The sequence below is a fragment of the Arthrobacter sp. CAN_A214 genome (assembly GCF_015751955.1).
GTDB lineage: Bacteria > Actinomycetota > Actinomycetes > Actinomycetales > Micrococcaceae > Arthrobacter_D.
The window spans coordinates 243,379-257,056 of sequence record NZ_JADOUU010000002.1 but is presented as its reverse complement, the minus strand read 5'-3'; the positions used below and the strand labels follow the sequence as shown (position 1 = coordinate 257,056).

At 67.8% G+C, this 13,678-nt stretch carries 15 protein-coding genes; 3 read left to right on the top strand and 12 right to left on the bottom strand.

All coding sequences use genetic code 11. The features are described from left to right. Window positions 1–21: 21 nt before the first annotated feature. From IWX65_RS03105 to pyrR, 4 genes are read right to left on the bottom strand one after another with little or no spacing between them, the layout of a single operon-like run. Window positions 22–513, bottom strand: coding sequence for a PH-like domain-containing protein (locus tag IWX65_RS03105; protein WP_196881087.1), 492 nt, complete (start codon window positions 511–513; stop codon window positions 22–24). A gap of 23 nt (window positions 514–536) precedes the next feature. Then, complete coding sequence (locus IWX65_RS03100) at window positions 537–1,886, bottom strand: dihydroorotase (protein WP_196880977.1); 1,350 nt, start codon at window positions 1,884–1,886, stop codon at window positions 537–539. Then, a complete protein-coding gene (locus IWX65_RS03095; protein WP_196880976.1) occupies window positions 1,883–2,932 on the bottom strand; it encodes an aspartate carbamoyltransferase catalytic subunit in 1,050 nt (349 codons plus the stop codon). Before IWX65_RS03095 ends, IWX65_RS03100 begins: the two co-directional genes overlap by 4 nt. Further along, the gene (pyrR, locus tag IWX65_RS03090) at window positions 2,929–3,528 is read right to left on the bottom strand and encodes a bifunctional pyr operon transcriptional regulator/uracil phosphoribosyltransferase PyrR (protein ID WP_196880975.1); all 600 of its coding nucleotides are present in this window, start codon (window positions 3,526–3,528) and stop codon (window positions 2,929–2,931) included. Before pyrR ends, IWX65_RS03095 begins: the two co-directional genes overlap by 4 nt. 96 nt (window positions 3,529–3,624) lie before the next feature. Between pyrR and IWX65_RS03085 the strand changes: the two genes are divergently transcribed. The 3 genes from IWX65_RS03085 to IWX65_RS03075 all read left to right on the top strand — a co-directional run bounded on the left by IWX65_RS03085 (window position 3,625) and on the right by IWX65_RS03075 (window position 6,869). Beyond that, window positions 3,625–4,878 (top strand): PrsW family intramembrane metalloprotease, encoded by a 1,254-nt coding sequence (locus IWX65_RS03085; protein ID WP_196880974.1) that lies wholly within the window; start codon window positions 3,625–3,627, stop codon window positions 4,876–4,878. A gap of 384 nt (window positions 4,879–5,262) precedes the next feature. Next, window positions 5,263–6,285, top strand: coding sequence for a S1C family serine protease (locus tag IWX65_RS18010; RefSeq protein WP_442859156.1), 1,023 nt, complete (start codon window positions 5,263–5,265; stop codon window positions 6,283–6,285). A gap of 77 nt (window positions 6,286–6,362) precedes the next feature. Then, window positions 6,363–6,869, top strand: coding sequence for a hypothetical protein (locus IWX65_RS03075; protein ID WP_196880973.1), 507 nt, complete (start codon window positions 6,363–6,365; stop codon window positions 6,867–6,869). Between the two features lie 16 nt (window positions 6,870–6,885). On the opposite strand, the gene nusB is transcribed toward IWX65_RS03075, so the two are convergent. The 8 genes from nusB to ruvX form a co-directional block, all read right to left on the bottom strand. After that, window positions 6,886–7,296 (bottom strand): transcription antitermination factor NusB, encoded by a 411-nt coding sequence (nusB, locus tag IWX65_RS03070; protein ID WP_196822181.1) that lies wholly within the window; start codon window positions 7,294–7,296, stop codon window positions 6,886–6,888. Then, on the bottom strand, window positions 7,293–7,856 hold the full coding sequence (gene efp / locus IWX65_RS03065) for an elongation factor P (RefSeq protein ID WP_026550346.1): 564 nt from the start codon (window positions 7,854–7,856) through the stop codon (window positions 7,293–7,295). The genes nusB and efp overlap by 4 nt, the downstream gene beginning before the upstream one ends. A gap of 148 nt (window positions 7,857–8,004) precedes the next feature. Beyond that, complete coding sequence (aroB, locus tag IWX65_RS03060) at window positions 8,005–9,096, bottom strand: 3-dehydroquinate synthase (RefSeq protein WP_196880972.1); 1,092 nt, start codon at window positions 9,094–9,096, stop codon at window positions 8,005–8,007. Further along, window positions 9,086–9,670 carry a shikimate kinase gene (locus IWX65_RS03055; RefSeq protein ID WP_196880971.1) on the bottom strand — a complete coding sequence of 195 codons (585 nt, stop codon included), beginning with the start codon at window positions 9,668–9,670 and terminating at the stop codon, window positions 9,086–9,088. Before IWX65_RS03055 ends, aroB begins: the two co-directional genes overlap by 11 nt. Beyond that, window positions 9,670–10,869, bottom strand: a complete 1,200-nt coding sequence (aroC, locus tag IWX65_RS03050) for a chorismate synthase (RefSeq protein WP_196822178.1) — start codon at window positions 10,867–10,869, stop codon at window positions 9,670–9,672. Before aroC ends, IWX65_RS03055 begins: the two co-directional genes overlap by 1 nt. 32 nt (window positions 10,870–10,901) lie before the next feature. Beyond that, complete coding sequence (locus IWX65_RS03045) at window positions 10,902–11,834, bottom strand: shikimate dehydrogenase family protein (protein WP_196880970.1); 933 nt, start codon at window positions 11,832–11,834, stop codon at window positions 10,902–10,904. Then, window positions 11,835–13,079, bottom strand: a complete 1,245-nt coding sequence (mltG, locus tag IWX65_RS03040; RefSeq protein WP_196880969.1) for an endolytic transglycosylase MltG — start codon at window positions 13,077–13,079, stop codon at window positions 11,835–11,837. Beyond that, window positions 13,076–13,678: a Holliday junction resolvase RuvX gene (gene ruvX / locus IWX65_RS03035; RefSeq protein WP_442859155.1), complete on the bottom strand. Its 603-nt coding sequence runs from the start codon at window positions 13,676–13,678 to the stop codon at window positions 13,076–13,078. Before ruvX ends, mltG begins: the two co-directional genes overlap by 4 nt.

The window sequence follows — 13,678 nt, the reverse complement described above, 5'->3', positions numbered from 1 at the left end:
CTGCGATTGGGGTGGATGTGTTCACTGGGATTCCCTGCCTGTGGAGTCTTGCGGTGGTGTCGTGTCTGGTGTCAGCGCGGCGGCTGCCGCCAGCAGCTGCGGTTTGTGTGCGGCATGGCGGGTGCGGAAGCCCGTATCGACGCGCTTGTCCGTCAGCCGCCAGGTGAGGACGACGAGCCCGTCCTTCTCGACGAACTTGCCCGCCATGCCGCCTTCGAGCCGGACCGAGTCGAGATCGTCCCGGGGGATGAAGATGTCCGGGGCACCGGCGCGTGCGAGGAGCACGCCCTCCGGGTGCACGGTCGCCACGGCGTTGGAGCGGATGCCCATCCCATGGACCGCCACGCGGTCCAGCCAGTCGCCTGCCGTCGTCGTGGCGACATACTGGCCCTCGGCCTCGTACAGGACCGGCCCGAGGTCCGACGGCGTTGCGGGCGGTGCGCCGATTCCTGACTGGCGCCGAAGCCGGCCGCGCCAGCCGAGGGCGATGAGGGCGACGATGAGGGCGATCATCCCCAAGGTCGTGGCGATGATGCCTAGATATTCCACGCCGGTTCCTCTGCGTCGAAAAGGAGCGGGCTGTTGAGCGCGCCGCCGAGCACCGTGGGGTGACCGCGGTAGAACGTTGCGATGACCCGGCCGGGAAGGACCGTCCCGGCGAAGGGACTGTTGCGTCCCTTGGTCGCCATTTTATGCGGCTCGACGGTCCACCGGGCCGCGGGATCGACGAGCAGGACGTTTGCGGGTTCGCCCTTCCCGAGCGGCCTGCCCTGGGATTCCAGCCGTCCGATGCGCGCCGGGGCGGTCGAGGTGACGCGCGCGAAGCCCTCCCAGTCCATGAGTCCCGTTTCGATCATGGCGTGCTGGACCACCGAGAGTGCGGTTTCGAGCCCCGTCATGCCCATGGCGGCCTGTGCCCACTCGCACTCCTTGTGTTCGCTCGGGTGGGGCGCGTGGTCGGTTCCGACGACGTCGATGGTGCCGTCCGCGAGCGCTTCGCGCAGCGCCTGGACATCCGTGGAGGTGCGCAGCGGCGGGTTCACCTTGTAGACGGGGTTGTAGCTGCGGACGAGTTCCTCGGTCAGGAGGAGGTGGTGGGGTGTGACTTCCGCAGTGACGCGGATGCCGCGCGACTTGGCCCAGCGGAGGATGTCGACGGAACCGGCAGTGGAGACATGGCACACGTGGAGCCGGGAGTCGACGTGCTGGGCCAGGAGCACATCGCGGGCGATGATGCTCTCCTCCGCCACGGCGGGCCAGCCGGTGAGCCCGAGCACGGCGGAGACATCGCCCTCGTTCATCTGGGCACCCTCGGTCAGGCGGGGTTCCTGGGCGTGCTGGGCGATGACGCCGTCGAACGCCTTGACGTACTCGAGGGCGCGCCGCATCAGAACGGGGTCGGAGACGCAGATGCCGTCGTCGGAGAACACCCGCACGTTGGCCCGTGACTCTGCCATGGCCCCCAGTTCCGCCATGCGCAGACCGGCGAGCCCCACGGTCACGGCGCCGACCGGGCGGACCTCGACCCAACCCGATGTCCGGCCGAGGCTGTACACCTGCTCCACCACGCCGGCGGTATCGGCCACGGGCGAGCTGTTCGCCATGGCGTGGATGGCGGTGAACCCGCCGAGGGCCGCCGCGCGGGAACCGGTCTCCACCGTTTCGGCATCCTCGCGGCCCGGTTCGCGGAGGTGGGTGTGGAGGTCGACCATGCCGGGGAGGGCGATGAGCCCGTCGGCGTCGATGATGGATGCAGCTGATCCGGCGCCGTCCGTCGCGTCCGGGCCGACGGCGGCGATGATGCCGTCGGCGATCAGCAGGTCCGCGGTCCGGCCTCCGAGGATCGAGGCGCCCCGGATGAGGTACTGGGTGCTGTGCTTGCTCATGCTGGCTCCTGCGTTGTCCGGTTCGCGGTTGTCGGGGTGGCGGTTGCCGGGGTAGCGCCGCCCGGGTCCGGCACTTCGTCGGAATGACCCTGGCCGGACAGCAGCAGGTACAGCGCTGCCATCCGGACCGACACGCCGTTGCGCACCTGCGCGAGCACCGTCGAGCGGGGCGAGTCGGCTGCCGCTGAGGAGATCTCCAGCCCACGATTCATGGGACCGGGGTGCATGATGACGGTGTCGTCGAGGCCCATGACGTCGAGCAGCGCGAGCCGCGCGTCGTCGAAGCCCCAGTTCCGTGAATACTCACGGGTCGAGGGAAAGAACGCGGCGTTCATGCGTTCGGCCTGAAGCCGCAGCATCATGACGGCGTCGGGCCGGGTCGCCAGGGCGTCGTCGAGGTTGTACCGGACCTCGCAGGGCCAGGACCCGACGCCGACCGGCAGCAGGGTGGGCGGGCCGACCAGCGTGATGTGCGCGCCGAGGGTCGTCAGGAGCCACACGTTGGAGCGAGCGACCCGTGAGTGGAGGATATCGCCGACGATCAGGATGCGCATGCCGGTCAGGTCCGTTCCGGAGGACCGGGTCCCCGCGATCCTGGCCCAGTGCCGGCGGAGGGTGAAGGCGTCCAGGAGCGCCTGGGTGGGGTGTTCGTGGGTCCCGTCGCCCGCGTTGACCACGGCGGCGTCGATCCACCCCGACGCCGCGAGGCGCGCCGGAGCTCCCGAAGCCGGGTGGCGGATCACGACGGCGTCGGCGCTCATGGCCTCGAGGGTCTGCGCGGTGTCCTTCAGCGATTCACCCTTGGAAACCGACGAACCCTTGACCGCGAAGTTGATGACGTCGGCTGACAGGCGCTTGGCTGCGGCCTCGAAGGAGATCCGGGTGCGGGTGGAGTCCTCGAAGAACAGGTTGACCACCGTGCGGCCGCGCAGGGCTGGCAGCTTCTTGATCTCCCGCTCCCCCACCGCTGCCATCTCCTCGGCGACGTCCAGCAGGTGGAGGGCATTGACGGCCGACAGGTCGGAGGTGGAGAGCAGGTGCTTCATGCGCCGCCCTCGATGACGACCTCGTCGCCGGGCCCACCGCTGGCTGCCACACCGGCGGCGTCGACCTCGCGCAGATGCACGCGCACCCGTTCGGACGACGACGTCGGGAGGTTCTTCCCCACATGGTCGGCCCGGATGGGAAGTTCACGGTGGCCGCGGTCCACGAGGACGGCGAGGCGGACGATCCGGGGCCTGCCGAGATCCACGAGGGCATCGAGCGCGGAGCGGATGGTCCGGCCGGAATAGAGGACATCGTCCACGAGGACCACCACCTTGTCATCGATGCCGGTGGCGGGGAGCTGGGTGGCCCGGGGGGATCTCGTTGGGTTCCGCCGGAGGTCGTCGCGGTACATGGTGACGTCCAGCTGCCCAGTGATCGCGTCCGGGTCCACTGTGGGATCGACGTCGGCGATCTTCCGCGCGAGGCGCTGCGCCAGCGGAAATCCGCGGCGGGGGATCCCGAGCAGTACCAGATCGGTGGTACCCCGGTTGGCTTCGAGGATTTCGTGGGCGATGCGGGTCAGGGCCCGGTCGATATCGGCTTCGGCGAGAACAACGCGCTGTTTGGCTCCGGAATACGGTGCAGGCACGGTCATAACACGCTTCCTCCTTCCCCGCCTCACTGGACGGAACTTAAAGGGTGGTTGCGTTGACAAAACTACCACAGGCGCATCTGCCCTTAGGGTGAAGCCATGGCCAGCAACGACCCGCATCGCCCCCTGCCCGGCACATTCCGGCCGCCGGACTCCGGTTGGTGGGAGACTTCGACCACGCGGAACGCCCAGGTGGCACCTCCCGTGAGCCTGTCCGCTCCCTTCCCTCCCGTGTGGGAGCAGCCCCGCGCCCGTGGCGCGGGCGCGCTGAATATCATCCTCGCCATCGCAGCGGCCGGAATCACCGCGCTGGTGCTGCTGTTCCTTTCCGTGTCCCTTGGTCCCTCCGCGCTGGTGCTGTGCGGCGTCCTTGCGCTGATTCCCCTGGCCATCTGCCTGCTCGGCATCCGCTGGATCGACCGCTGGGATCCGGAGCCGCGGGGTGCGCTGCTGTTCGCCTTCCTGTGGGGTGCAGGCGTCTCGGTGGTGGTCACCCTGCTGCTCGGGAACTACGTGGTCGAGTTGCTCGGGGCGGCGCTGACCACCACACCCGACGACGTCATCGGGCCGGTGCTGCAGGCGCCCCTCCTCGAGGAGATTGCCAAGGGATTCGGTGTCCTGATACTCGTGTACACGCGCCGAAGCCACTTCGATGGCCCCGTGGACGGCATCGTCTATGCCGGGACCGTCGCGGCCGGCTTCGCTTTCACCGAGAACATCCTCTACTTCGGTACGGCCGTGATCGACACCGGCAGCACCGGCGCACTGGTCAGCGTATTCATCCTCCGTGGCCTGTTCTCGCCCTTCGCGCACGTGATGTTCACGGCGGCGCTCGGCTTCGTCCTCGGACTGGCGGTCAGCCGCGGCGGCGGGAGCCGACGCGTCCTTCCGGCCTTCGTCGTCGGCCTGGTCCCCGCGATCGCCGGGCACATGCTGTGGAACGGTGGCACAGTGATCCTGTTCAGCGACTTCTTCTCCTTCTACTTCTACGTGCAGGTGCCGCTCTTCCTTGCCGCTGTCCTGTGCGTGATCCTGCTGCGCCGATCGGAACGCCGACTGACCGAGGCGCGTCTTGGCGACTATGCCAGGGCGGGCTGGTTCACACCGCAGGAAGTCGCCATGCTCGCAACCCGCCCCGGACGCCAGCAGGCGCGGGCCTGGGCGCGAAGCGTGGGGGCGAAGACAGACATGGCGGCTTTCATCCGGACGGCGTCACGCATCGCCTACACGCGCCAGCGGATGCTCGGCGGACGGCACGACGCCGGCGACGCGGCGGAGGAACGGTTCCTGCTCGACGAAGCAACCCGGAGGCGGTCGCGCATCCTGCAGATCGCCGGGAACCGCCATGCCTAGCGTAAGCGTGCCGAGGACCGCCCGACGGTGCGAAAGTCACGGTCGCCGGCCATATCCCTTGTGGTCGGATCGTCGTCCACCGAACCCGGAATGGTGCACCGAACGGCGGATGAAGCGACGACGCGGCCGAGAAACCGTCGTCGGCCTCGGGCGAAGTCAGGATTCCGGATCGAACTGCTCAGAACGCAGCACGGACCGCTGGATGAGCCGCCGCGAGTCACAATCGCATTGCGGCGGTTGTTCCCGCAATGCCTGAACACCTAGCGTGGTAGTAAGTGTGCTGATCATCTGATCAGCTCCGGCAGCGACGTGGAGCCGCTGCTCCGGATTTCCGGGGCGTGGGCACGCCTGCCTTCTCTCCGAGAATTCGAAGGAGTTTCGACGATGACCATCGAGGACGCACGCAGCGTCGATGCGCGGTTACCAGCCATGGCCGGGGCCGCACTGGCGACCCTCCTGGTGGCGGGTTGTTCCTCCGCAGACAGCACCGGAAGCGCCGAACTGAACGGGGCCGATGCCCAGGTGAATGTGGTTGAGATGGAGGACCTCTATCTGGTGGCACTGGAGGAGGGAGAGCCTGCCCGGTTCCTCGGCACCCTCATCAACCAGTCGGCTTTCCCCATGGACGTCACCCTGTCCGATGCGGACCACGAGGTGGTCGTCACGGTCCCCGCGGATAGCGAGTTCGCGTTCGCCGACGGGCAGCGCGTGAGTGGCACGGTCGAGGCGACGGATGTCGTCTCCGATCTGGCCCTGGTACGGGCCGATCGGACCGGTCTGCCTGCCGCCGAATTCGAGACCGACCTGCCGCGGACCGGCGAGACCGCCATCGTCATCGGCTCTCCCCTCGGCTTCGAGAACACCGTGACGGCGGGAATCATCTCGGGTCTTCACCGGGAGATTCCGGGGTCCGCCCGCACGAGCCAGTCGCTCGTCGATCTGATCCAGACCGATGCCCCCATCAGCCCCGGTAATTCCGGAGGTGCTGTAGTGAACGGGCAGGGGAAGATCATCGGTATCAGTGAGGCATACATACCTCCCCAGTCCGGAGCCGTGGCCCTGGGTTTCGCCATCCCCGCTGCAACTGCCGTGGAGGTGGCCGAGCAGCTGCTCGAGGACGGCACGGCCGAGCACGCCTTCCTGGGGCTCGTGCCGGGAGCAATCACCGCACAAATTGCGCAGCAGCTCGGCCTGGAAAGCCCGAGGGTGCAGTCGTGCTGTCCGTCCAGAACGGCAGCCCTGCTGACGACGCAGGAGTACGCCCCGGTGACGTCGTCGTCTCGATGGCCCCCTAGTCGGTCGGCTGTCGGAACGACGCGCGAGGACGGCCTGCTCCTTCGCGACCTGTGCACCGCTGGCGGCTGCCGGCGTCGGATTCAGGCCGGCAGTGTCGGCTCGAGCTGCTGATCGATCCGTAGAAATGGATACTGGATCGTGTCACAGTGGAGGGCGCTTCCGCAGCCCTGCGGGCTTATCATTCGTGCATGGAAGACAAGCTGTCGAGACTCGTCTACACCCTTTTCCTGGGTGTGACCATTGCGCTTTTTTTCGGGTTCGGGATCCAGACCTTCTACCCGTCGCCCGACTTCCCCCGATCGACCGAGGCCGTGCAACACGTGCCGGAGGGCGCTTCGGACCAGGAGCTGCTCGAACAGCAGAAGGCCGACGAGGCGGCCTACCGCGACCACGAGCAGAAGTCCGAGGTCTACAACCGCAACGTCTCGACCATCTCCCTGGTCGCGGCCGTCGCCCTCCTGGGGACCAGCATGCTCCTCGGTAAACGGAATCGCGTGATCACCAACGGCATCATGCTGGGCGGTCTGTTCACCCTGCTGTACAGCTTCGGCCGTGGGATGGCCTCCGGGGACACCACCATGACCTTCGTTGCGGTGACCGTCGGCCTGGCGGTGGTACTTTTCCTGGGGACCCGAAGGTTCCTTCCAGCAACTGCTGCTGATCCCGGCGAGAAACCACCGCTGGTCAGTAGGTAGCCCGCCGCGGCCGGATTCAGGCCAGCAGTGTCGGCTTGAGCTGCTGCAATCGGCCGAGAAGGCCGTTGATGAAAACCGGGGATTCGTCGGTGGACAGCATCTTGGCGAGTTCCACGGCTTCGCTGACCGCGACGCCGTCGGGAACGTCGTCGTTGTACAACAGTTCCCAGCTCCCGATCCGCAGGATCATGCGGTCCACGGCGGGCATGCGGTCCAAAGTCCAGCCCTGCGAGTAGGTGCTCAGGTACTCGTCGATCTGCTCGCTGTGGGCGAGGACTCCCTCGACCACGTCCACCGAGTAGTCGGCAATGATCATGTCGGTCTTCTCGCGGCGGGCCTTGATGACCTCGAGCGGCGTCACCGCGCGCTGCTCGGCTTCGAAAAGGATGTCCAGTGCCCGGCGTCGGGCCTTGCTGCGGGCACTCACTCGTTGACGCGTCCCAGGTAATCGCCGGTGCGGGTGTCCACCTTGACCTTGGTTCCGGTACCGAGGAAGAGCGGTACTGCGATCTCGTAGCCGGTTTCGACCGTCGCGGGCTTGGTGCCACCCGTGGAGCGGTCGCCCTGGAGTCCGGGCTCCGTGTAGGTGATCTCGAGAACCACCGACGGCGGCAACTCGACGTAGAGCGCCGAGCCCTCATGCATGGCGATCGTGACCATCAGGCTCTCGAGCATGAAGTTCTCGGCGGATCCGACGGTCTTGCCGGGTACGGTGATCTGGTCGTAATCGCTCGTGTCCATGAACACGAAGTCCTCGCCGTCCTTGTACAGGTACTGGTAGTCGCGGCGGTCGACCGTGGCCGTCTCGATCTTCAGGCCGGCATTGAACGTCTTGTCCACCACTTTGCCCGAGAGGATGTTGCGCAGCTTGGTGCGCACGAAGGCACCGCCCTTGCCTGGCTTGACGTGCTGGAACTCGAGCACGTTCCAGAGGTTTCCTTCAAGCTTCAGCACAGTGCCGTTCTTGATGTCATTCGTGGTGGCCACGGGTTCACTTTCGTCGACGAACTGGAAGAACTTGTTACAACCGGCCACCCAGCCTCAAGGGGGCATGGGGCAGCGCCGGGAAAGTCCACCGGTAAGTCTACCCTGTTGCCGCCAGGCCATTCCCGCTCCCCGGCGGGAGCCGGCGTCACTACGAGGCTATTTCCTGGTATGCGGCGAACAGCAGCGATGTGTCGGGAACCTCGAGGATGCCGGGGCGTGCGACTCCGTCGAGCACCACGAACCTCAGGAGATCTCCCCGCGCCTTCTTGTCGCGCCTCATGCCGTCGAGCAGTGCAGCCCACCGGTCACGCCGGTAGGTGACGGGAAGGCCGAGTGATTCGAGGATGCTACGGTGCCGGTCCGCTTCGGCATCGCTGAGGCGCCCCACCATGCGGGAGAGTTCGGCCGCGAAGACCAGGCCCACTGAGACGGCCGCACCGTGGCGCCAGGAGTACCGCTCGGCGAGTTCGATGGCGTGGCCGAGCGTGTGGCCGTAGTTGAGGAACTCCCGGCGTCCGGTGTCGCGGAGGTCCTCGGACACCGCTGCCGCCTTGACCGCGATGGAACGTTCGACGAGTTCGCGCACTACCGCCGAGTCCGCCTCGGACACCGCCCCCGGATTGTCCTCGATTCGGGTGAGGATCTGCGGGTCGGCGATGAAACCGCATTTCACCACCTCCGCCATTCCGGTCACGAGTTCATTCTTCGGCAGCGTGGCAAGGGCGTCGAGGTCAACCAGGACGCCGGCCGGTGGATGGAACGCGCCCACCAAATTCTTGCCCTCGGCGGTGTTGATGCCGGTCTTGCCGCCCACCGCGGCATCCACCATGCCGAGCAGGCTCGTCGGCAGGTGGACCACTTTCACCCCGCGCAGCCATGTCGCCGCCACGAAGCCGCCAAGGTCACTGACCGCTCCCCCACCCACGGTGACGACGGCGTCGGACCGGGTGAAGTCATTTTGCCCCAGCACCTGCCAGCAGAAGGCGGCGACCTGGATGTGCTTGCCCTCCTCCGCATCGGGAATCTCAGCGGTGACGGCGGTGAAACCCGCGTCGGCGAGCTCCGCCCGCACGGTGTCCCCCGTCGCCCGCAGCGCACGGGGGTGGATCACGAGGACCCGGCGGACGCGTTCCCCGAGAAGGGCAGGCAGCCGTTCGAGCAGTCCCCTGCCCACCACGACGTCGTAGTTGTGCTCAGGGGTGCTTCCCGTGACGGGAATGACGGTGGCTTCAGTGGTCATGGCCGGGTGTCCTACTTTCGTCGGTGGGCTGGATCTCGCCGGCCTGCTGAATCTGATCTGTCGGGATATCGAGCCGGCGCAGGACCTGCTCCAGCACGTCCTGGAGGGCGCGGCCGCGCGTATCGATCACGAGGTCCGCCACCTCCTCGTACAGCGGGCGGCGCTGTTCGTATAGTTCGAGCCAGCGGGCCGCGGGGTCGCCGGCCAGCAGTGGCCGCCCGGTGTCGGACAGGATGCGCGGGAGAACTGTGGGGAGGTCGGTGTCGAGGAAGATGACGAAGGCGCTCCGCAGCGCGGCCCGTGTACCGGCGTCGAGCACGGCGCCTCCGCCGAGGGCCACCACAGCGCTGTCGTCCGAGGCGAGGGCTTTCCGTACGACGGCGGCCTCCAGTTTCCGGAAACCGGTTTCGCCCCGCGACGCGAAGATTCGTGCGATCGCGCCGTGGCGCTCAACGATGCGGCGGTCGGTGTCGACGAAGGCCGCACCCCGGCGTGTTGCGAGGGTCCGCCCCAGCGCCGTCTTGCCTGCCGCCATCGGCCCGACGAGCACGAGTGGGACAGGGTGCTGCCGCATCAGTGTCCGGCCGAGTCCAGGGACCCGGGGATGTTGGCGAGGTAGCCCTGCAGATTCCGCAGCGTCTCGCCGACCGAATCGCCGCCGAACTTCTCGGTGACGGCCTCCGCCAGCACCAGTGCAGTCATCGCCTCGGCCACCACGCCGGCCGCTGGAACGGCACAGACATCGGACCGCTGGTGGTGGGCGCGGGCGGCGGCACCGGTGCTGACGTCGATGGTCCTCAGGGCGCGCGGCACCGTGGCGATGGGTTTCATCGCAGCCCGGACCCGCAGTGCGTCGCCGATACTCATTCCGCCCTCGATACCCCCGGCTCGATTGCTGGTCCGGACGATCTTGCCGGCGTCGTTGCGCACGATCTCGTCGTGCGCGGCGGTGCCCCGCCGGGCCGCGGTCGCGAAGCCGTCACCCACCTCCACGCCCTTGATGGCCTGGATCCCCATCAGGGCTGCGGCGAGGCGCGAATCGAGCCGGCGGTCCCAGTGCACGTAGCTACCGAGGCCCGGGGGCAGGCCGTAGGCCACCACCTCGACCACCCCTCCCAGGGTCTCGCCTTCCTTGTGCGCGGCGTCCACCTCGGCCACCATGGCGTCGGAGGTGTCGCGGTGGAAGCACCTCAGGGGATCGGCGTCGAGCGCGATCACGTCGGCCGGGGTGGGCAGGGGCGCGTCCTCCGGGACCGATACCGAAGCGATCGACACGGTGTGGCTGACGAGGCGGATGCCGAGAGCCGCGAGGAACTGGGAGGCCACCGTTCCGAGTGCCACCCGGGTTGCGGTCTCCCTCGCGCTCGCGCGTTCGAGGACGGGGCGTGCCTCGTCGAAGCCGTACTTCTGCATACCGGTGAAGTCGGCATGCCCGGGCCGGGGGCGGGTGAGCGGCGCGTTCCGGGCGAGCGAATCGAGTTCCTCCGGAGCCACCGGGTCCGCGGCCATGATGCTCTCCCATTTGGGCCACTCGGTGTTGGCGACCTCGATCGCGACGGGCCCGCCCTGCGTCAGGCCGTGCCGGACGCCGCCGAGGATCCGCACCGTGTCCAACTCGAACTTCATGCGGGCTCCGCGGCCGTAGCCGAGCCTCCGGCGGGCCAGCGCGGCCTGGATGTCGGCGGTGGTCACCGACACCCCGGCAGGAAGCCCCTCGATGATTCCGACCACGGCAGGGCCATGGGACTCTCCGGCAGTTAACCAACGCAGCATGGTTTCAATACTGCCACGCTGCCGGGACCGGATCAGCGCCGCGGTGCCCCCACTGCGTCACACATCACATTTATGACCTCGCGCCCGGGCTCCGGTGCCTCCGGGAAGAACAGCCGGATCTGTTCGACGGCCTGGTACAGCAGCATCTCGAGCCCGGGCACCACCGTCCCTCCGGCGTCGGCCCAGGCAGTGGCCAGTGCGCTCGGCCAGGGGTCGTACGCCACGTCGAGGAGCGTGCCGGGAGTGGCGCGGCGTCGCTGCTCCGCTGCTGCGGACCACTCTGCCGCGAGCGAATCGGCCGCGTGCGGCGGGAGCGTGGACACGACGACGTCGGCGGCGGCCAGCGCATGCCGGGCCCCGCTCCAGGGCTGGACCGTGACGGCGATGCCGAGCCGGGCTCCGACGTCGGTCAAGCCGCGCGCTCGCCCGGGCGAGCGGACGAAGACGTCGGCGCTGTCCGCACCGAGCAGGTGCAGTCCGGCGACGGCAGCCGCGGCAGTTCCGCCGCCCCCGAGGATCGCCGCACGGGTCGGAGCCCGCATCCCACTATGGGAGAGAGCGCCGGCCACACCCGCGGCATCGGTATTGTGCCCGGTGAGGTGCACGCCGGCGCCCTTACGGTCGAAGGTGACCGTGTTGAGCACGCCGAGTGCCTCCACCAGGGGCGTGTTGCTGGTCGTGAGGCGGGTCACGGTGGCCTTGTGCGGCATCGTCACGGACAGTCCGCGCCAGTCCTCCTGCTGCCGGATCCGGGCGAGGAATTGCTCGAGCTCCCCCGGGAGGACCTCCTCCGCGGAATACCGGCAATCAACGCCCAGCAGGCGGTAGGCGGCGTTGTGCAGGGCGGGCGACTTCGAATGGGCGATCGGGTGCCCGATGACCGCTGCACGGGTACCCGCAGCGTGCGCGGGCGTAGCGGGTCCCGGTACCGCCGGATGAAGGGCGGTACCGTCCGCTTGGCTCACCTAGAGGCACCGGCCGGCGTTATCAGCGCACCACGCCTGGTATTCGGCCACGTAGCGGGCATGCTCGGCAAGGGTCTCGGAGAACTTGGTTTCCCCGGTGTCGAGATTCACGGTGACCCAGTAGAAGAAGGGTACATCCGCCGGTTCGGCTGCGGCGTCGATCGCCTCTTCGCTCGGCGATCCGATGGGCCCCACAGGCAGCCCGGGGTTCGCGTAGGTGTTGTAGGGGTTGCTGGTGTCGGCTTTCTCCTCGGGAGTGAGGTCGTAGCTCTTCCTGCCCAGACCGTAGGTGACGGTCGCGTCGGACTGGATGAGCCCACTTGTCTCGACGTTGTCGGGCCCGAGCCTGTTCATGATCGCTCCCGCCACCGAGGCGTAGTCGCCCTCGCCGGCTTCCGCCTGCACGATACTTGCGACGGTCAGGATGCGGTACTGCTCGGCGGGGTCGGTGATGCCGTCCGCCTCGAGCTGCTCAAGGGTGTTGTCCACCATCTGCCGGACGATCTCCGTTGCCGTCGAGGCGACGTCGAAGCGGTATTCGCCCGGGTGCAGGTAGCCCTCGAGGCTTAGGGCCTGTTCAGGCAATCCGAACTGCGCAGGAGCGGCGCCAAGCGCCTCGAATTCGGCGACGGGGATTCCCGTGGATTCGGAGAGGACAGCGAAGACCTCCCCCTGGCGCAGGTCACGCGCAACTGCCGCATAGTACACCTGGGTGGGGTCCTCGCCGAGCAGCGCCTCCGCGGCGCCGTCGGAGGACATCTGGCGGCGCATCTCGTATTCGCCAGGCTGGACTTCGCGTCCGCCGGCGATGGCGGCAAGCGAGGACAGAAAGACCTCGGAGTCCGCAATGATGTCCTCGGACTCAAGTCCCGTACCGATGGCGAGGGAACCGGCCCCCTCCGGCACTGTGAAGACGACGCTCTCGCCGCCGGGGCCGGCGTAGTCGGTGACGTCATCGAGGCCAAGAAGGTCCCGCAGCATCATCGCCACCCCGAAAACGACGCCGGCGAAGACCAGCAGGACAACGACCATGACAACCGTGCGTCGGCGTCGGCGACGCTGTCGGGCCTTCGATGCCTGGCTCTTGGGTTTCGGTGCCTCGGCATCCGTCGTGTCGAAGAACTGCTCGATCGGTTCCGGGTGCACCGGGCCGTCGTCGTAGTCGCCGTCGTAGTCGCCGGCGTCAGCGTCGGAGGGCTGCTCCCGGTCGTGGGGCGCTGGGGGCGGGGCGGATCGATTGCTCATGACTCCCGATCCCCCTCCGTTGACGTGTTAGCGGAAATTGCCGACTCCTCGTTGAAGGTCAATGAAGGGCTTGGATCGCCATCCATCTGACGCGCTGGAACGGGGTCCCCTACATCCCGATCAAGCGAACGTTGCATGTCGATGGCGTGCTGGAGTATTCCAACGGCCGCCACCTGATCCACCAGCTTACGATGCCCACGGCTGCCGACGCCAGCCGAATGCAGTGCACGGTGTGCCGACACGGTGGTGAGCCGCTCGTCAATCAGGCGGACCGGAATTTCCAGGCCCGCCCTCTGCAGGGCCGCCGCGAGGAGGTCGGCATAGCTTCTCGCCATGGCCGCCGACTCCGATTCGCGACCGCTGAGATTCTTCGGAAGACCGACGAAGACCTGCACGGCTCCGCGCTCCGCCGCTTCGCCCACCACCACCCGGATGTCACTGTTCCTCTTGGCATCCCGTGCCAGGGTGCGGATGGGCATTGCCAGCGACGAGTCCCAGCCACTGCCGGCAAGTCCCACCCGCACCAGTCCGACGTCGACGCCGAGCTTCGGACCGGTGGGATAGCCGAGTACCGGATGCGAACCCGGGCCTGTCATCAT

Coding starts and splice junctions, on each gene's coding strand:
- aroC (WP_196822178.1), bottom strand. CDS start 10,869: ATGCTGCGTTGGTTAACTGCCGGAGAGTCCCATGGCCCTGCCGTGGTC.
- IWX65_RS03075 (WP_196880973.1), top strand. CDS start 6,363: ATGGAAGACAAGCTGTCGAGACTCGTCTACACCCTTTTCCTGGGTGTG.
- IWX65_RS03055 (WP_196880971.1), bottom strand. CDS start 9,670: ATGCGGCAGCACCCTGTCCCACTCGTGCTCGTCGGGCCGATGGCGGCA.
- IWX65_RS03085 (WP_196880974.1), top strand. CDS start 3,625: ATGGCCAGCAACGACCCGCATCGCCCCCTGCCCGGCACATTCCGGCCG.
- IWX65_RS18010 (WP_442859156.1), top strand. CDS start 5,263: ATGACCATCGAGGACGCACGCAGCGTCGATGCGCGGTTACCAGCCATG.
- ruvX (WP_442859155.1), bottom strand. CDS start 13,678: ATGATGACAGGCCCGGGTTCGCATCCGGTACTCGGCTATCCCACCGGT.
- IWX65_RS03100 (WP_196880977.1), bottom strand. CDS start 1,886: ATGAGCAAGCACAGCACCCAGTACCTCATCCGGGGCGCCTCGATCCTC.
- IWX65_RS03095 (WP_196880976.1), bottom strand. CDS start 2,932: ATGAAGCACCTGCTCTCCACCTCCGACCTGTCGGCCGTCAATGCCCTC.
- aroB (WP_196880972.1), bottom strand. CDS start 9,096: ATGACCACTGAAGCCACCGTCATTCCCGTCACGGGAAGCACCCCTGAG.
- IWX65_RS03105 (WP_196881087.1), bottom strand. CDS start 513: ATGATCGCCCTCATCGTCGCCCTCATCGCCCTCGGCTGGCGCGGCCGG.
- pyrR (WP_196880975.1), bottom strand. CDS start 3,528: ATGACCGTGCCTGCACCGTATTCCGGAGCCAAACAGCGCGTTGTTCTC.
- mltG (WP_196880969.1), bottom strand. CDS start 13,079: ATGAGCAATCGATCCGCCCCGCCCCCAGCGCCCCACGACCGGGAGCAG.